The 17,953-nt window shown below is 43.4% G+C and carries 17 protein-coding genes; all 17 read right to left on the bottom strand.

Features of this window, described 5'->3' with window-relative positions:
* Positions 1 to 16 precede the first annotated feature (16 nt).
* A complete protein-coding gene (locus tag C900_RS12755) occupies positions 17 to 763 on the bottom strand; it encodes a hypothetical protein (protein ID WP_009580341.1) in 747 nt (248 codons plus the stop codon).
* A 16-nt stretch (positions 764 to 779) separates the two neighbouring features.
* A complete protein-coding gene (locus C900_RS12750) occupies positions 780 to 4,577 on the bottom strand; it encodes a baseplate J/gp47 family protein (protein ID WP_009580340.1) in 3,798 nt (1,265 codons plus the stop codon).
* Between the two features lie 5 nt (positions 4,578 to 4,582).
* Positions 4,583 to 5,014, bottom strand: coding sequence for a GPW/gp25 family protein (locus tag C900_RS12745; protein ID WP_245558428.1), 432 nt, complete (start codon positions 5,012 to 5,014; stop codon positions 4,583 to 4,585).
* Positions 5,004 to 5,303 (bottom strand): PAAR domain-containing protein, encoded by a 300-nt coding sequence (locus C900_RS12740; RefSeq protein ID WP_040496702.1) that lies wholly within the window; start codon positions 5,301 to 5,303, stop codon positions 5,004 to 5,006. The genes C900_RS12745 and C900_RS12740 overlap by 11 nt, the downstream gene beginning before the upstream one ends.
* 159 nt (positions 5,304 to 5,462) lie before the next feature.
* Positions 5,463 to 7,259, bottom strand: a complete 1,797-nt coding sequence (gene vgrG, locus C900_RS12735; RefSeq protein WP_009580337.1) for a type VI secretion system tip protein VgrG — start codon at positions 7,257 to 7,259, stop codon at positions 5,463 to 5,465.
* Positions 7,237 to 7,926: a CIS tube protein gene (locus C900_RS12730; RefSeq protein WP_009580336.1), complete on the bottom strand. Its 690-nt coding sequence runs from the start codon at positions 7,924 to 7,926 to the stop codon at positions 7,237 to 7,239. The genes vgrG and C900_RS12730 overlap by 23 nt, the downstream gene beginning before the upstream one ends.
* Positions 7,927 to 7,929: 3 nt before the next feature.
* Entirely contained in the window at positions 7,930 to 8,106 is a 177-nt protein-coding gene (locus tag C900_RS29900) for a DUF5908 family protein (protein WP_009580335.1), read from the bottom strand.
* Between the two features lie 10 nt (positions 8,107 to 8,116).
* Positions 8,117 to 8,614, bottom strand: a complete 498-nt coding sequence (locus C900_RS12725) for a phage tail protein (RefSeq protein WP_157494009.1) — start codon at positions 8,612 to 8,614, stop codon at positions 8,117 to 8,119.
* 191 nt (positions 8,615 to 8,805) lie between these two features.
* Positions 8,806 to 9,258: a phage tail protein gene (locus tag C900_RS12720; protein WP_009580333.1), complete on the bottom strand. Its 453-nt coding sequence runs from the start codon at positions 9,256 to 9,258 to the stop codon at positions 8,806 to 8,808.
* A 43-nt stretch (positions 9,259 to 9,301) separates the two neighbouring features.
* Positions 9,302 to 10,795, bottom strand: coding sequence for a phage tail sheath family protein (locus C900_RS12715; protein WP_009580332.1), 1,494 nt, complete (start codon positions 10,793 to 10,795; stop codon positions 9,302 to 9,304).
* Between the two features lie 22 nt (positions 10,796 to 10,817).
* On the bottom strand, positions 10,818 to 11,831 hold the full coding sequence (locus tag C900_RS12710) for a hypothetical protein (RefSeq protein WP_009580331.1): 1,014 nt from the start codon (positions 11,829 to 11,831) through the stop codon (positions 10,818 to 10,820).
* A gap of 180 nt (positions 11,832 to 12,011) precedes the next feature.
* Positions 12,012 to 12,587 (bottom strand): Pvc16 family protein, encoded by a 576-nt coding sequence (locus tag C900_RS12705; protein WP_009580330.1) that lies wholly within the window; start codon positions 12,585 to 12,587, stop codon positions 12,012 to 12,014.
* A 10-nt stretch (positions 12,588 to 12,597) separates the two neighbouring features.
* Positions 12,598 to 12,837 carry a hypothetical protein gene (locus C900_RS12700; protein ID WP_009580329.1) on the bottom strand — a complete coding sequence of 80 codons (240 nt, stop codon included), beginning with the start codon at positions 12,835 to 12,837 and terminating at the stop codon, positions 12,598 to 12,600.
* 11 nt (positions 12,838 to 12,848) lie between these two features.
* Positions 12,849 to 14,585: a glycosyl hydrolase family 18 protein gene (locus C900_RS12695; protein ID WP_009580328.1), complete on the bottom strand. Its 1,737-nt coding sequence runs from the start codon at positions 14,583 to 14,585 to the stop codon at positions 12,849 to 12,851.
* The gene (locus tag C900_RS12690; RefSeq protein ID WP_040496700.1) at positions 14,570 to 15,541 is read right to left on the bottom strand and encodes a hypothetical protein; all 972 of its coding nucleotides are present in this window, start codon (positions 15,539 to 15,541) and stop codon (positions 14,570 to 14,572) included. Before C900_RS12690 ends, C900_RS12695 begins: the two co-directional genes overlap by 16 nt.
* Positions 15,538 to 16,722, bottom strand: a complete 1,185-nt coding sequence (locus C900_RS12685; RefSeq protein WP_009580326.1) for a DUF4407 domain-containing protein — start codon at positions 16,720 to 16,722, stop codon at positions 15,538 to 15,540. The genes C900_RS12690 and C900_RS12685 overlap by 4 nt, the downstream gene beginning before the upstream one ends.
* Positions 16,709 to 17,953, bottom strand: a complete 1,245-nt coding sequence (locus C900_RS12680; RefSeq protein ID WP_040496699.1) for a hypothetical protein — start codon at positions 17,951 to 17,953, stop codon at positions 16,709 to 16,711. The genes C900_RS12685 and C900_RS12680 overlap by 14 nt, the downstream gene beginning before the upstream one ends.

Raw genomic sequence — 17,953 nt, 5'->3', positions numbered from 1 at the left:
TTAATGGTTATTGTACTTATTTTTTTGCAAATAATTTATCATCCCACAGGCTACAGGTATGAAATTGAATGTAATATGGCTTATCCCCGTTCATGCCATAATGACTCCGGGTTTTCATCTCGAGGCGGTAATTTGCCGGCTCCCCTCTCCACCTAAATTTGATCCTGTTCCAGAAGCTGCCATACCAAGATTGTGTCACCTTTATCTTGCTGGAGGAGCTGCCATAAGCGCTGATGGCCATAGCGTGTGCCATTGCATATTTACCGCGGCCTTTGCCTGCCGCGGCTTTAGCCATGATCTCAAAAGCGTGACAGTCAGTGAGCCTTTCAATAATCGGATGCCAGTTTCCATCCGCTGGCACCATACCACTGGAGTAAGCACCTATTCGCGCCTGTGAGCGGCTGGTTCCATTTACATCCAACCTTGTTCTCGGAAATAATGTACCAACTCCAATATGCCCGTTTCTTTGAAAGAACAACCTGTGCCGATCCTCTCCCTGCGTAACGGATAACCCTTTCACCTGTTCTTTAGGGTTGATCACCAATTGCCAGTCCGGCTGCTTATCTCGTACATTTTCATAAAAGCTCATTAGCCGGTTGGATTCGCCCAGAGGTGAAAGCTGTAAGCCATCCTCAATACTTTTGGCAAAACCATCATCTATTTTGTTGATGGTCGAATCTATCAAGTCAGAAAAGTGAACCTCCGTTGGGTTTGTACCATTCTTGAAAAAATTCTTCAGCGTAGTGCGGTTGTATATCGGCATAAGCTATTCATTTAAATCATATGTCAATTTCTACTACAAAATAATCTTTATCGTCACCCTTCCTATAGGGAGGAAAATCTTCACCGAGGTCATCCTGCCGCTCACCCGTCACCACAAAGTCGCCCCCCAGGCGCATGCTTTCAATGGCTGCTCTTTCAGGAGTTTCATGGATAGTTTTTTCCAGAATCGATATCTGGTGCCTGTCCATAGGTGCTAAAACACACCAGGGCGCGCTGGCATATAGTGTTTTACTTTCATCCATAGAATCGGAAAGAGAATACTCCTCATTGTCATAATGGACGATGACCACCGACAATTTTGTGATAAATGTGATATAATCCAATGATTCCAAAAAAGTAAGTACCTCCTCATGCCTGATGGCGCCTCCAAAATTCATCCGCGAGGAAGGAGAGTAAAACCAGGGACAAATAAATCTTCTCAGGTCTTCATGCAACTGCTGCAGGTATTCGCCCTTCTTGTTATTGTCAATAAATTTTATCTTGCAATTGATCTTTACCTGCTCATAGATAGGATTTACCACTCTGACACTTAAAAATGAAGACCCCACGGATAAAACATAACGTTGAATATCAGTTAGGGTATGGTAGTTGATCTTTGGCAGGTAAAATTCACTTTGCCTGTCGATAGCCGGTACTACCACAACTACCACCTCGCCTCCTTTCACACGGCCATTGCTCTCGATAGGTGTAATGCACTTTACCCTGTCGATGAAAGGAAACTTCTCTAAAATAAGCTTTTCGTAATCCCAGGCCGTTACAGCCCTGTTTTTATGTCTCAGGCGCTCACTGACCCGGGCATAGTATTTTTTTAGATCTTCTTGTGGTGATCCTGAAAAAGATGTGGCCGGTTGAAAGATGCCTGCAATTTCAGACCTTGGCTGTATCAGCCTCTGGATGGTATCTGCCGGGATATTTTGTTTCCATTGAGCTCCATCCCTGTGCGGAACCCATGTAACTGACAGCGCCTGGGTAAAGACTGCTTTGGTTCGAGATAACAGGTTTACATCACCCTCTACCCGGGCAGATATCCAATGCTTATTGCCCGGTAAAATATGGTTACCCTGCGTGATGTCGGCCGGCAACAATAACTTGACAATACCTGAAACCGTAAAATTACTGGTAGTATCGAATATCACATCGCTTTTACTGAAATCTATCCACCGGTCTTCAGACAGGTATTGCCAGTGAACGGTTGGAATTTCAATATCAAAATTGTTACCTGCCCGTTGCTCCAGAAGAAAGTATAAAGTCAAACTTGATGGCGGTTGCACTCCACTGAGCCCGATAAACAAGTATCCGTTATCATCAAACTGTGGTAACAGAAAATGATCATAAGGTATGCTGTTTTTAAAAATGGTCCGGGTGCCAAAGGGGTGAAGGTGGTAAAATCTTTCATCCGCTTCAGGGTTACTGCGCCTGGTGGCAGATTTTTCAAGGTATATCTTAGATGAAGCCTGATAGCTTAGTTGTATCGATCGCAGTTGAGGAGCAAAGGGAATATTTGGAAGGTCCAATGCATCCTTGCTGGAAGGTTTGGTTTTTTCTATTACTTCATTGGCAAACAGCGTAGCATACATATCATGTCCAAATCCCATCTTTGGCGCTACCAACTCCAGCTTCAGATACCCGGCCCTGGTAGTGTTATCATAATCCGGCAGCTCCAACATTTTAAAATCCGGTTTGATCTGCAGGGCATCGATATCTACGTGATCAATAGTATTGCGCTCCGCCACCTCATGAAGGGAAGCCTCACCGGCTTTTACAGGTTTGGTTTTAAACAAGCTGAAAATCTGAGTCTTCTCCGGGGAGCGTGGTAAAAATTCATACCCGGAAAGGGCGCGTAAAGATACTTTGAACGATTCGTTAGCAATATTAGGGTCGTACTTTCTGTAATACTCTTTGAACCCACCTTCACGTTGTGGCAGATTATGCCATTCAAGATCAATAGTAATATCACTAACGGGTTTCTTAAAAAGTTCATCATGACCGATGAGCATAAATGACCCCAGGTTTGGAACCGTACCGAAAGGATAAAAAGGACTACTGACATCAAGCTTGCCTAAATTATTGAATGCCTGAACTCCTGTTATCCGGCTCACTTTCACGCTCACTTCACATTGTTCCACAACCAGGTCTCGCAAATAAGAATAAGCATACATCGATCTTACCATGCTTAATGCAATCTTCATCACAGGCCATTTGGAGGTATACCTGTTATGATCTACATGTTCTGCAAGTAACGGAACGATTGCAGGGGCGGCCAGGTCCAGCTCAAACGAAATACGGAGCACTCCGTCAGTCCAGTTGTTTTGGGGTGCAACTTTATAGTTTTCTATGGTATGCCACCCTTCTTCTGACGACAGTTGGATATTAAAGGCGTTGGCAAATACTTTGTGAAAGGCGCCATCAGCACTTAGCTTTTCAGCCACGGAAAAATCTTCCAGGAAGGAAACCAAAGAGGACATTGATTTTAAGTTGAACTTAAGATCAACATTTACGCTTCGGTTGCCCTCTCGAAGCAACAGCACCGGGGTGGACAATGCGAATCCAATTTCCGCCATCTGCATGCTCCGCTTTTTCTCGCCCAGCGCATATTGTTCCTCACCAAAGGTTGGAAATGACAATGATGAGTTATCAAATTTTATAGTCGCATCATCGGCAGAGCCTATCTCAGCCCGATAAATATTAGATGTCAATTTATACTTGTCACCCTCGGCAATGAGTGGATTCTTGGACAAATACAACACTTTAATATCTGTTACCGCTGCTTTATTCAACTCCAGGTCATGGTCTGCGCTATACAGATAGTCATAGCCATCTTCATCAACACCTGCGGCAAACAAAGTGCCTCTTTTTATTATAAACTTATCTATATGATCTGCCAGTGAAAAGTGCAGGTGCGCCCTGTCGGGAATAGCATTCTGAAACGACTGGCGTAGTTTTTCAAAATAATAATAGTCCAAATGCTTTCGAGTGAGCTGGTTAAGATCATTCTTCACATGTTCGTGTAGCCTGATAAAGGCGATGAGCAACGCATTTTGTGGTGCATGGTACTCGTGCTCTAATGATTTAAGCAGCAACTGAGGAGCTGCATTCACGATATTGGTCACCCCTCTTAAAAAGTCCTTAAAAACAAATGTCAATTGCTTCACCATACCGGAAAGCTGCTCACGGGGGCTCCCACCTGTCAATTCCTCAGCATCATCGGCAGGCGTGCTAAACCAGATCTTATCCAGTTTATTTTCTTCCGCATCCAACCCTGCCCCGATGCCCATACTGTTGTAACGAGTAATCAGTGTCTGTAGCCGCCTGAATTTCTTGCTCAGCCGGTATTCAATAGCATTTTGGACTATACCACCCAAAGCGCTGTCGCTGCCAGTTGCATTGTATTCGTGAGCCACTCTGTACCATTCGTCAAACATCCTTACGAGATTAAAAACCTCATAGTAAAGCTGAAGGAAAAGCTCATGAGATTTATGCTCATCCAGCTCATTTTCAAACTGATACAGCAGTTCATGAAACCGGCTGTCCAGCTTTTGGGGAGAGATAATGGCTATCCGCGACAACAAAACACTTATGTCGCTGCCCAAAAACGGCTGCCAGTCTCCCGCTGGTTTATTTTTTAAGTTATAAAAGCGGATGGATTCGGAATACTCATACAGAAAAGCCAGGTAATCCGCCAGGGCACGCTCATCGATCTTCACATAATCATGATGCAGAATGGTATTAGTTCTGTCGGCTTGGGAAGAACCCTGAATATTGGACAATATTTTCTTTTCCTGATCACTTTTCATCTATCCTACATACCGGTTACATTGGTACCCTCCTTTAAATAGAATGGATACACAATATTAGTTCGCACATTGATCTTCCTAATGGTATAGTCGAGTGTTATCCTCACTATTCCGTCAAACGAGTCTCTGGTGTCTACCACTACGTCATGAAGGGTAATTCTCGGCTCATAATTGAGTACCGCTGTACGGATCAGGTCTTTCATCCTGTTCACGGCCAGGCTATCCACATTATCAAAAACAGACGAGGTAAGGTCACACCCAAACTTAGGATTCATGATCCGCTCTCCGGGGATAGTGGAGATAATAATGAAAAGGCTTTGCCGGATATCCTCCTCTTCCTCCACCATCATACTTCTTTTCGATTTGGTGTCAAAAGCAGGAGGAAAAGCCCATCCGCGTCCTAAAAAAGAGTTTTCATGATCCATTTTATCCTCCAATCATTACTGTTGGACAACCTATTACTATTTGCCCGCCATGGGCAGTCGTATCACCCTGCCGTGCTGCCGGCTTGCCACCAATCATTACCGTGCTTGACCCTTTTACAATAGTATCGGGTGGTCCCACACATACGCAACTATCGCCCATCACTGCTGCCGGCATACCTCCGATCAAAACGGTAGGCGCGCCCGGACCAATAACTGGTCCTCCTACATGAGGTATGGGTGGTACACCCGGTGTTTGCATCGGGCATGTGTGCATATCTGTTAGTCTTGCTGCTAGGGGCATTTCAGTTTACAGTTCTCAGTTCTCAGTTCTCAGTTCTCAGTTCTCAGTTTATAGTTTATAGTTTATAGTTTGCAGTTCTCGATGTCATTCGGCCACTGATTAGCGATTACCGATCACTGGTTACCAACCACTTCGGATTTCGGTCTTCCGTCTTCCAACTCAATTAATCATCACCATAGCTCCTTTCACCTCCACCTGGCCTGATGCTTTCAGGGCTGCCTGGGCTGATCCTTCGGCAGTCAGGGCCATGTTGGCTTTTATATTTACGTTATTTCCTGATACAGAAGCATCACCTGTGGCCTTTATGGTGGCATTGGAGGTAGCTTCTGCACTCAGGCTTCCGCTTGCAGTTATTTTTATGTCTTTAGGGCTTTTAATTGTAATACCACTGTCGGACATTTCAATTTTATTACTGTTTTGGTCCTCCATGGTAATGGATTTCGCATCATCACTCAGCGTTACTTTGTTGCCTCCCGGAGTTTCTATAGTAATTATTTTTTTATCTTCATCAAAGGTTAGCTTCATCTGGCTCTTGGTAACTATTCCTTTGGTTTTGTTTTCGCTATCTGGGGTATAGGCGGGTTTTCTCTTTTTGCCATACAATGAACCGAGTATTACGGGAAATCGCGGATCTTCATTGAGAAAGCCCAACACCACTTCGTCACTTACTTCAGGGTAGAAATAATTGCCAATCCCATCCGATGCGTAGAAGTTTGATAGGCGGGCCCAGATACCATCACCTGACTCTTCAATGATTGGCACATTTACCAATACTCTGTATTCACCGTCAGGATCCTGATCTATTTGTTTAACGACACCTATCTGCAAACCGGGGATCCCCGGCAGTAGCCCGGAAGCTGCTGGCGATACAATTTGGTGTGACTCGGAAAACCACTTGTCGTTAAGGCCAAAGCCAATTTTAGTTGTCCAACTGCCACCCTCCAGAGTGTGGGTCACTCGCGAAATATATGCACTGCCATTAAACCTGGCTCCGAAGCCATTCAGTTCGACCAGAGAATCCAGTTTGGCTAGTGTACTACCAGGTATCGTAACGTACCCCTTTATCTTTGATAATCTGGATTTTTGAAGCTTAGCATTGGCCCAATCTTTTAGTACGGACGCATCTTCTGGCACCGTTGTACCCATTTTAAAAGTTGCCAAGCCTATAACTGAGGAAAGTGTTTTGCCGGTGATATTGCTCTGCTCGTTAACAGTAGGCTCTGTAGACTGGCCATTGGACAGCTTTTGCTGGGTGCTGTCCCAGGAGGTACACTCTACAGCCGTCAGTTGTGATACAGAGTCCAGCTCCGCCTGAAAATCTATGGCATCGACTCCGTAAGTAATGCCTAATGCCGCCTGTCCAGAGAGCTGAGGCGCATCAATTTTCAGCTTCCCATCATCACAAACAGCCACAAAGCCGTTTACCTCTGCCCGTGACAAGATAAAATCCCAGTCTGTACTGTCGTACTGCACAATTTTTTTATGGGTAAAGCTGGTGGCGCCTACGCTCTTATCCACACCTGTTTCTCCGATGATGGACGTGATCACATCACTGTCCTTTTTGTCTTTGAAGTTTCTGCTTTTCCTGCCAATGGTTAGCTTTACGGCTTCATCAGAGCACCTGATCGTAAGTTCGGAACGTACCCCTGCAGGCGAACTTCTCACTTTGATGCTTTGCGACATGATAATGCCTTTGAAAGCAGCTTCTTCTGTAGAATGATAACCAAGGTCTATTTCGATCTTACTTCCCGGAACAAAATCTGAAGATTCGCTGATCTCAAAGTTCTGATCAGCCGGATTTCCATCAAGCAGAACGATTTCGGACGTATTAATTCTGTTAATCTCTTTCTCCACATGGATACTCACCACCTGATAATACTCCTTAATGGCTTGCCCTTCAACGAGTATTTTAAAGGTGGGGAGATCTATCTTGCTATTTACTGGTGATGTTGCCATAACCTAATGGTGGAAATACAATTTTTTGCCCTGGTGCTAAATGACTTAAGTTAATAATATTGTTATACTCCGCTACCTGGATGTAGTATTTACTATCTCCATAGATCCGATGGCATAGCAACGGCAAATTGTCGCCAGCAACAACGGTTCTTACGTGAGTCAGGTCGGGCGAGCTGGTATTATTCATCTTCGCCTGAGTTTCCGCATCAATAAACTGTTCGAATTCAGCGTTTACCTTCGCCCTGACCGGCTCTCCGTCCGGTTTAAAAAGGAGGTAATCTACTTTAAGGGATTTCATCACACACGGAAATACCAGCACTGAATCCCAACGCACCTTCAGGTAGTTCTTACGATGGATATTTCCATTAATCTCCAACCCCAGGGTCCGCAGGCTGTCGATACTATCATGCACATCGTCACATCCGGGTACTATTCCTGTGGAATCAAGGTAAAATTCAATTTTGAGCACCTCAAGGCCTTCCGGATCGTTGCCAGGGGCTACTTCTCCATTGCTCAGTACATTAGGCTTAATATTTTGCGGCTTAGGCTCCTCTATATCGTACTTCTCAGGATTCATTTGCAGGGTAAACTCACCCACTTTCCCTGTGAAATCCGGGCTTTCATAGCCTTCTATCACCATTTTTATCCTTTTTCCATTAGAAGCCATATGCTATCTCCGTTCTTGTTTCCTCAAATACTCCTCTACCTTCTCCATACACTCTCTGATGATCTCTTCCCTGAATAACTCCAGGTCAACGCCACCTGCTACTTTGCCGGCATTGGCATCCGCCTCAACCTCACTATCAAATTTTGCCTGAATTACAAGCTCGTTCACTTTTAATGGCATAGTTTAAAAATTACACAATACTGAATGTTTCGTACTTCAATGTAATGGTTTCCACTACAATCCCCGCATCACCGCTACCGGTAGAATTGAACCCGCTAATCTCCATCTTTTTAGGGTGAGCGCTTTTAAACAACCATGTAAAAACGGGTTCTCCCTGATCGTTCAACAACTGCACATAAATATCCTTTGTCTGCAATGGCTTGGAAAAGTCGTTATTAAAAAAGCTCATACACCAATCGGTAAGCTCAGTGTTGGGCTTCAGTAAACCACGCTTTAGCACAAGGTCGGAGTATTTTGTTCGGCCGGGTAGTTCATGAACGGCACCATTCTCCCCCCCTTCTTTTACAGTCTGCCCGTTTTCTATCTCCATGGTAATTCCAGAGACTTCTTTGAATTTTGAGTCTACGCTATTGAAAATACCATCGATCTGAACAGAGAAGTAAAATCCCACCATGGGATAGTAGGGATCTGTACCCAACTGGCCTTTGTTTGAACTACTCACTGCCACAATACTAATAATTGATTAAAAAAAAGTAAACGAGAGGCGCCTTAAAGGTATAGTCATCCTGAAGCGTGAAGTCCCACTCCATTAAAATGTATGGAGGTTTCCACTCACCAGGATGACCTACAGCTTTTGGTTCTTTAAGCCACTCTCAACCAGTCAAAGGATACCGAACTTCCATTCGGCGCCTTCATCAATTAAGGTGTACTTACTGTCAACCCTTCATGAGCCAGTACGAGTGTTTCCACTGCCGCATCGCTACTGGTAGAGTTAAGGTCTGTACCCTGTACCTGCTTTGGAAATGCATTAGCCAATGTCCATACTATCTCAGAGTCACCGGACTCATTAAGCAGCATGATGGTAACCGTCTTACGCTCTATGGTATTGAGTTTAATCTCATTGAACCACTCGAAGAACTTCACATCGCCGGTGAAAATACCTTTCTTCAGTGTTACATCACTGGATTTCCTCAAACCTGGCATTTTAATAGTTGAAAAGTTGGGGCTATCTCCATGACGATATTCAAATACATCACTTTCGATATCTAAACCGGATACTTCCTGAAATGAGGCCGCGATACCTCCATCTACCTCTACTTTAAAGTAAAACTTGGGCAACGGCCATATATTATCTTGAGCTTCTCCTGCCATGTTATTTATATTTTAATTCCTTAATGTTTTATTTAAAAGTTAATTACGACTTCTGCATTTGTTGCTGGATTGTGATCACAATAAATTCGGCAGGTCTAACTACTGCCAGCTTTACTGTGATGCGCATAATACCGTCCAAAATGTCAGTAGGTGTCATGGTAACACCGAGTCCTACGTCAACGCTGAATGCATCTTCAGGTGAAGACCCTGCCAATGCTCCACGTTTCCACTGGTCGGTCAGGAAGTTCGTCATCATTCCCTTAACTGTAACCCAGGTATTCACCACATTTGGTTTGAATACATAGGCCTCAGTAGCAGCTTTCAATGACTGCTCGATCATGATCACTGTTCTTCTAACACTAAGATACCTCCAGTCCATGCTGTTGCCATCAAGTGTTCTCGCACCCCAAACGAGCACGCCCTTTCCGGGAAAAGTTCTGATAGCATTAACTGCCTTACCGTTCAGTGGGAGGTTCAGATCTTCCTGGATGGTGTTGGTAATATTCACGGCAGGTTTCACCACTGAGCCCACAGAAACGTTGGCCGGTGATTGGAAAACACCCACGGAATTGTCTACCATAGATATAACGCCAGCCATGCCTGCGCTCGGAGGAAGGACATTTAGCTGATTTCTCACCTCACCCATGATGGTTTTATACATCGGGCTTACGGCATTCAGCGTTTGATGTAGTGTTACCACATCGGCATCAGCATTAGACAGTTGCTCGATTTCTGCTTTTATCAGTTCGCCTCTCTTCTCTTTAATAATTTCATTGGCCACCATATCATCCACCTCCTTGTTGAGGATACCGGTGAGGCCATCAAGGTTGCTGATGTTGGTGTAGTTCACATCATCAGCAGAAACAATGGTAGTGCTCAGCCATGGATAGTAAGCCGCACCCCACTGTAGGAAGTTATTGCCTACTCCTTCTCTAAACTTGGTGATGACATCGTCATCCGCCATAGTGCGGGGCGTATCTCCGTTGTAAACATCAAGAATAGCAACACGATTTCGCATGTCGAGACCACAATGCTGAAGCATTGCCTGTTGCAGTGAGTTGCACTCGGCTTCTTCCAAAAGCACTGCATCGGGAATAACCAGCATAGTAGGTTCCGGTTCTTTCAACAGAGTTTTGATACCGCCTTCGTTCTCTTCGTCATTAAGCTGTGCGGCTTTTACTCCGCCTGTGTAGTCACCTACCGAAACAATGTAACAGGTAGAGCCTCCGTTAGCGAAAAAGAGTCGCATACAATTGTAAAGGTTGTACCTGGAGTCACTGTTTACAGTAACTTTGAACTGTTCTTTTTCATCTTCAGCCACTTCAAATGTCACTTTTGGAGCTCCTCCAAAAAACTGGTGAAATTCACCTAATGAAGTAATTCTTGTGGGTACGTTAATAATGGATTTATTGCCTCTCGAGGCCTTTTCAGTATACCCGATAAAAGCGGGTACCGCAGTAGGTACTGCTACAACTGAACTTGGAAAGGCACTTTTTTCCTCAATATAAACACCCGGTGTTGCCAATACTTGAGCCATAAATTTTCAGTTATTGTTTTGATTAAAAATATATATACATTTCAGAATATGCCCGATATGCATCTGCCTCTCGTATCACCTTCACTTTGTTAATATCAGGAACAGGTAAACTAATCCTCCTTTTGATGTTTCTATCTGTTTCTATTTTCACCATCTCCAGTTCGAGTGCATTTTCATAGCGCTCCTTTAATGGAATAGGGGTAGTTGTCTCTATAAAATAGGCTTTCTCTCCGGTGATCATTTTCTTTTCTTCAGCAGCAGTCGTAGGCACTACATTTTTACCGGAATAGATCTTAAAATCAGCGTATTTGTATTCGTCCCGATTAATAAGGTTATAGCGCCACGTAGTGGGCCTGGTGTCTATTGCCACTTTATATTCGGCACCTTTTATTGCATCAAAACTATGCCCCGGACTCTCAGGATCGAGTACAATATCAATTACTCCCACTAATTGCTTTACCCCGGGCTTGTTGTAGTACCTATTAGCCTGTCCGTTGACAGTTATTGTCAAATAGTCATGCTCGCTCAACAATGTTTTCAGGTAGCTCTCCGATAGCTCTTCTTTGACACCCTGAAAAATCTGTTCACCAAACATATCCTCAATATCAACGGCAGATCCATCAGTCATACCCCGGGTAATATCTGCAGGTGAAGAAACAAACTGTATGCGATCGCGTTCGCCGAGAAAGGCATCCTGATGTATTAGTGACGGATCACTTCCATTCACATTCAGATTACTCAACCAATAGCCATCAAGATCTCCTGGTATATTGGAGTAATTCATGAACATACGATCCTTCGATGCAATGTAGAAAGTAAAGCGGAGTTTTTGCCTGAGCTTTCTTATTAACGACTCACCGGAGTTCTCCTCTTTAAAAAGCAGGGTAAAACCAGCCTCCAGCTCACGAATAATGATACCATAGGATCTGAAAAGACGCTCGGTCCCGGTGGCCGGCAAAATGCCGAAGCCTCTGAATTTTCCCGATCTGTAGTACTGATGAGAATAAACTACAGAAAGTAATGTCTCGTATCTCAAGATCCTGGTAGTTGTTGGTTTTAAAAAAAGCAAACTGATAGACAGTAGATCTTAATAATACCCGGATTTGTTAAGTCTTACTGTATCGAACTTACAAGATAATGAAAATAAACAAAAAGCATAATTTTTAAAACAAGTTTAATTTTTTCCATGAAAACTAGCATGGCAATCGTCTGACTATCAGGAAGTTTCTCCTTCAACATTTAGTCCCTGGATGGCTGGTATCTCATCAACAATGTTATCCTGGCTAAAGGTCAACATTTTCATTTTGTAAACAACTGATGGTGTGTACTTTGCGCCCATCATAGAGAAAAGATTCATCAGTTCATGTGGGGTAAGAGATAGCAAATCAAAGTGAAGTTTATCAATATTTTGACTCAGCCCCGGCGTGTTTTGTGAGGTGAACAGTGGCTTTGACTGAAAGAAATAGATCACCCCGGATATAAAACGCAGTGACTCCACATAGTTTTTAGGACTGAAATATGCTGATATCATCAATGTGAGATTGACACTGATAGAGGGGGCAAAATCCACATAACTACTGCCGATCAGGTGTTGATTGGAGTTCGCTTTTATCATGGTTTCTTCTGCTATGTTGATCAGTGTTATTACCACCTTATTGCTACCCTCGATAGCCACAGATCCATCCTGATCTATAATATTAGAAAGGATAACTTTATCTTCCACAGCATTAAACCTCGACTTCAAATAGTCGTTAAGTTCGCTGGCTATTACGGGAAGCACATTGTGGATCATTGTTGCTTGATTATTTTGATACTAAAAGCTGTTTTACTGCCCATACTGTTAGCCGCACTAAATAAACGCCAATAAAGCCCAGCAGCCCTCCGATAAACAAAAGGTCCATCTCCAGCACTTTTTCATCTTCTGATAGCGTAGCTCCCGCGGGCTCTACATGAACCAGATACAGGAACAAAAAACCTACAGGCAACGCGACAATCACTGCTACGAAAAAATATAAAAACTCCTTGGCTATAAGATCTTTCATAAAATAAAGGGCTAGGGTAATTTATCTCTGTATGAAATATACCGGGTTGTAATAATATAAACAACCAGCGCTCCTATAATGAGCCCTACGAAAAGTGGGAACAGGTAAGTAGAGCCATCGTTGAGCAGGAAAATCGAAAGTGCACTAAGGGCAATAATAATTCCGGCAAAAACGGCCCGGTAGGTAAAATTCTGAAAGAAAATTTCCCTTACCCGCCAGTCAAATAAGGAAACGAACAGCCCAATGATAAAGAAGTAGACAATAATTACTACTCCTATTCCAATCGCTCTTTTATGCTTTACAAAAGACGCCATAATAGAATAGACATTGCCATTGTCGTAGCCGATTGGGCGAATCTCCTGAAGTGGCTCCACACCAAAATTGGTGGCGATGGCATTCCATATTCCGGGCTGCTGACCATCATAACCCAATGCCCAGATAGCCGCCCCTTTCATATCATGATCCAACGCCCACTGAAATTTGGTATCGAGACTTTCTTTGCTTTCAAACCAGATCAATCTGGAGCTTTGTGATCCTTGCCTGATAAAAAAATAGCTGCTGCCACTTACCGCATCATAAGTTGGCTGATAATTTACATCATAATCCGACATTACGTCATTATACGTGATGTACCTTTCGAAAGTAGCTTTGGCATTCCAACTGTTCCCCGCCAATGTCCACTCGGTACCATATGTCGGCAGACCCAATATCGCCTTTCGCGGGTTAAGTCCATTTCGAATGCAATAGTCATAAGTATTGACAATGCAAGGGCATTCAGTATTAAGCGAATAAAGTGGAGATATGGGTGCAGGCACATTGTTGCATTCTACATAGCTGTAGTCGTAGCCTTGTATAATAAAATAATTAACAAAAGGCTCCATAGCCCTGAAGTCGATGGCATTGTTATTATTGTAAGCCGGCACCTGCACGGTAATGATACGAGAACTCCCCAGCCTGGTTCTTAATTTTTTAACAAAATCGGTATAATCATCCCTCCGGTTGTTAGGCACCTGTTCAAAGTTCAGGTCAATTCCACTGCCATTTCTTTCTCTCAATAATACTTCAAGGCTATCGATCAGGCTGTTCCATACGGCTCGGTCTGATAGAAATTTATCATTCTGCTGCCTGCCATAATTGGTGACAGTCAGTAGCACCTTTACGTTGTGGTTTTGTGCAGAGTCGATCATGGCTGTGGTACGCCAATCCGCAATGGCATCTGCATCATTATATCCTCCGGTGCGTGGATTGATATCATAAGAAAAATAGGCTATGATAGAAAGCAGGTTGTATTTATAATATTGAAAATCATTTTTCATCCAATACGGGTGCCAGCCCAACACCACATTGCCTTCCCTTATGGCATTCACCTTATCCAGGCGATTGTAAAATTTGTTGGTGGTCGAATCCCATACGATTTTATTAAGGTCTCCCGTGTTCTTGAAATACACTTTTTGCTGGGCTCCGTGAACTGAGCGAAACAGATATGCATAATCATTTACCAGACCTCTTTCGGGGATATATCTCTTCTTTTCCCAGACAATGGTATCTGCAAGATTATCCTCACTGGTCACCTGCTTTTTATCTGTGCTGAATAGCTGTCCGACCCTGTTGAAGTCGCGTTTTGTTCTCCTTATTTCACTTTCTACTTTCCGCGCCTGGCTCCTGCCCTGGTTAATAATACTCTTTTGTGCATACAGAGAGCTCCATAGCAGAGTCAGCAGAAAAATGGTTGTTATTTGCTTGAACATTTGGCTATCTTCATTTTTTTATACTCTGAAACCGGCACTTTTATTTCCTCTTTTTTCACAAAATCAAAAGCTACTACTTTGAAATAGACGTACTCACCTACTACCTCATCTTTATTTGTTAAAGACAACTGATATGCGCCTTTCCTCCCATAAGTTGTATCAAAATCCGTAGTTGCAAAATGCCTGTCAACACCAGGGCCTTTCAGGCTAAGTTTTGCCCTGTTGCTTTGTGAAGGCAGAAAACTCTGAAACCTCCCATTAAAATAGGCTACCAAAGGATCTCCAACGGGTTGTTGCGTTTCGAGATTCACCAGGCCATTCACGTCTTCCTGGTACTTTTTCCCAAAGCCAACCAGGTAAGACCAATAGCAGGGAACAGAGTCCGCAACAAATTCAAAGGCGATCACTTTTTCAAAACCGGCCTTGATATTTTTTTTCGCACCAATATAGTAGGTGTCTTCCAAAACCACTCTGGGGATGGTATCATAAATCACTACCGATACCGAATCCTGTTTAGGAGGTTCCTTTTTGAGTTTTTCAATTCTTTTCCAACTCTTAACGTTTTTCAGGTCTATCACTACATAATTTGTCTTAAAACTCTGGTTCTTAAACTCCAGAGTATAGTTTCCTGCTCCGGCACCGGTTTCAAGAGGCATATTTTTTATATCCTCAGACAGCACATATTCCTTTTCCTCCTCATTGGGCTTTATTACCTTGTACTTCATCCTGGTATTGTTCTGCTTTTGCAGAGAATAAAGAATAGTATCACCGGGCCCTACTTCGAAGCTGAATCTTTTCTTTGCCTTAATCCACACCTTTACTTTGGTATGGATCAGTTTCAGGGTATCCACTCCACTGATCACCGTATCTTTTACCACATAAAGTTTGGTGTCATTCTGAGCGCGGCAGACGCCTATTAAAGTACACAGGGTGAATAAAAGGACAGCTCGTATCATTTGCTTCCGGCATAGATTTTTTCCTGCTGCGCCTCTTCGCGCAATTTTCTTTTTTCTTTCTCCACCCAAATGGCTAACTGCTCTCTGATCAGTTCTTCCTGAGCCTCTTCTATCAATTTCAGCGTTTGTTTGTTATGGACAATCTGCTGTTCCACTTTCTCCTGCTCGATACCGGCCATCAATGTCAACTGGTTGTTCAGCTTTTGATTTCTCAGGTTAATGGTAGATATCTCATCGATCTCATATTCGTATTCCACTATTTTTAGCAGGTGATCATACGGACCGTACGGAGACAATAACTTCGTGAGGATAGGTGCAATTTCAATACATATCAGCAGCAGCACAATGGCCCAAGACGGACCTGGGGGAAGCTCGCCAAGAGCCTGTAGCCTTGCCAAAAGCCCGGAAGCAAATGATGCCTGCAATTCTTCTTTGTATTCTTCACGCTCCAGGTTCAGCTCCTCAACAGTTGTCCTCAGGATACTGATCTCCTTATCATTTTCAGTTTTGGCAAGCTTATACTCTTCATCTGCCTTCAGGTATTTCTTTTCCTTTCTCAAGCATTCTGATCCCACACCTTTCTCCCCGGTACCGCAGGTACCTTCACATTCGCATTTATACTCCTCATAATATTTTTCCCGGACATCAAATTTTTGCTCCGTGGCTTCTTTCAGTTGTTGTATTGCCTGCCGGTGCTTATCGACTTTCTGCTCATAAAGTGCATCTATATTTTCAATTTTTTGGACTCCGGTATAGTGCAGTCTTTCCGTGATCTCCTGTTCAAAGATCTTCAGCTCCAATGGCTTCGAAATGATCACAGCCAGGAATACCGCCAACAGAAGCCTTGGGATCACCTGTTTCCATTGATCTAACTTACGGTCATTTTTCTTAATGGTAGAGACAATGAACCGGTCGAGATTGAAAATGAGCAAACCCCAAAAAATACCCAACGCAACGGCAATAAAAGTACTGTTGAAAACCGTGAAGATCGCATAACCCCCTGAAAGAGCAGCCAGCAGGCCGGTAAAGAATACCGTAGCTCCCACTCCTGCATATTTATGCCTTTCTGAAGAGGGGCACCTTTTTAAAATGTTTTGATTAGCTGCAGAGCAAAACAGAAAAAAGCGCATTAAAGGCTTGATATGGGCAATATTTTCACTTTCTGCCTTATGATTTTCCATAATAAGATTTTATCGAGTCGATCACCTCTGTAATGCCTGGTTTATTTGAATAATAGCGTTTCAGCCTCTCAAAAACACTCCGGTTAACCTCATCCAAATTAATTTTATTATCAGATTTATCAAAAGTTATTTTCCAAATCTGGCTGACCAATGCCTGGTACTTTTTTATTTCCTGCTCCTTCAGCACGCGAAGTGACTGGCTGTAAGCCTGTTGCCTGTTTTTCACCTGAGCAATAATATCATGTATATCGGTTGCTTTTAATTGAAGCTCATGCTGAGGTTTTACAGTTGCAAGCTTCTCAGTGAACAGAGGAATGGGAAAGACAAGCAATTGAATTCTCCTTCGAAATATGCGATGCAGTATTTGAGCCTCAATGATGATCTCCATATTGCCCACAGGCACAAATTCATGTTCACCTGATCCACCGGTGATCCCAAAAGGAAGCACATTAACTACATTGGAGTCTTTCACCTGCCAGTTCAGCTTTACGATATTACCCCCGGCCACTCCGAATACATGGGGGTAATTCTCCTCTTTCACCAGGCTTGAAAATTGTTTGGTCCTGAGGTTCGCAAAGCTCAGGTCATAATTGATATGGATGTCATCATAAACCTTGACGCATACGGTTTTTAATCGTGACTGCGCAGTGTTGTAAGCGCCTATTTTAAAGATGGTATCAGCTCCGGGTCGTAGCTTCTTACTTCCTGTGGCCCCCACTTCGCCAAGCCCTTCGATGATCACTGTCGAAGCATGCTTTACCTGCCATGACAGTGTGACTTCATCTCCCTTCAGGATGATATCGTCAGTAATGGTGAAGTGGATATTGATGTCATCTTCGTCTTCGAGAAATGGTCCGGATTTTTTCAGAAGGTCCTGAAAGGTTCGAAGCCTTTGATGGACTCCGGCTGCCTGATTTTCATCTGTAATATGGTCTTCTGTGGCATCACTCCATCTCAACGCATGCTTATAATCACTGATAGCAATATTTTGTGCAGGATGGTCATGCAAATACAGCTCACCACCTTTTTTAATGAAAATAAGGCATTTATTGAACAAAAATACATCATCATGAAGCCGCTCCTCATTATCTGAGCGGATGATCAAAGTAGTAGCCACCCCACGCTCCAACAGCGCAATGGCTTCCAGCAGGATCTTTTCATCAATAAATCCATCGAGCACGAGCTTGAGGTCGTGCCGGGTAGTGGATAAAATTTGATGAAATGAGGTCAT

Source organism: Fulvivirga imtechensis AK7 (assembly GCF_000331535.1).
In the GTDB taxonomy this organism is placed as follows: domain Bacteria; phylum Bacteroidota; class Bacteroidia; order Cytophagales; family Cyclobacteriaceae; genus Fulvivirga; species Fulvivirga imtechensis.
The sequence above is the reverse complement of the archived record's forward strand: the minus strand, read 5'-3'. Positions and strand labels throughout refer to the sequence as shown.

Bases quoted from the DNA above. Each gene is read 5' to 3' on its own strand.
- C900_RS12755 (WP_009580341.1), bottom strand. From the start codon at position 763: ATGCCGATATACAACCGCACTACGCTGAAGAATTTTTTCAAGAATGGT.
- C900_RS12750 (WP_009580340.1), bottom strand. From the start codon at position 4,577: ATGAAAAGTGATCAGGAAAAGAAAATATTGTCCAATATTCAGGGTTCT.
- C900_RS12740 (WP_040496702.1), bottom strand. From the start codon at position 5,303: ATGCCCCTAGCAGCAAGACTAACAGATATGCACACATGCCCGATGCAA.
- vgrG (WP_009580337.1), bottom strand. From the start codon at position 7,259: ATGGCAACATCACCAGTAAATAGCAAGATAGATCTCCCCACCTTTAAA.
- C900_RS12730 (WP_009580336.1), bottom strand. From the start codon at position 7,926: ATGGCTTCTAATGGAAAAAGGATAAAAATGGTGATAGAAGGCTATGAA.
- C900_RS29900 (WP_009580335.1), bottom strand. From the start codon at position 8,106: ATGCCATTAAAAGTGAACGAGCTTGTAATTCAGGCAAAATTTGATAGT.
- C900_RS12720 (WP_009580333.1), bottom strand. From the start codon at position 9,258: ATGGCAGGAGAAGCTCAAGATAATATATGGCCGTTGCCCAAGTTTTAC.
- C900_RS12715 (WP_009580332.1), bottom strand. From the start codon at position 10,795: ATGGCTCAAGTATTGGCAACACCGGGTGTTTATATTGAGGAAAAAAGT.
- C900_RS12705 (WP_009580330.1), bottom strand. From the start codon at position 12,587: ATGATCCACAATGTGCTTCCCGTAATAGCCAGCGAACTTAACGACTAT.
- C900_RS12700 (WP_009580329.1), bottom strand. From the start codon at position 12,837: ATGAAAGATCTTATAGCCAAGGAGTTTTTATATTTTTTCGTAGCAGTG.
- C900_RS12695 (WP_009580328.1), bottom strand. From the start codon at position 14,585: ATGTTCAAGCAAATAACAACCATTTTTCTGCTGACTCTGCTATGGAGC.
- C900_RS12690 (WP_040496700.1), bottom strand. From the start codon at position 15,541: ATGATACGAGCTGTCCTTTTATTCACCCTGTGTACTTTAATAGGCGTC.
- C900_RS12685 (WP_009580326.1), bottom strand. From the start codon at position 16,722: ATGGAAAATCATAAGGCAGAAAGTGAAAATATTGCCCATATCAAGCCT.
- C900_RS12680 (WP_040496699.1), bottom strand. From the start codon at position 17,953: ATGACCTCATTTCATCAAATTTTATCCACTACCCGGCACGACCTCAAG.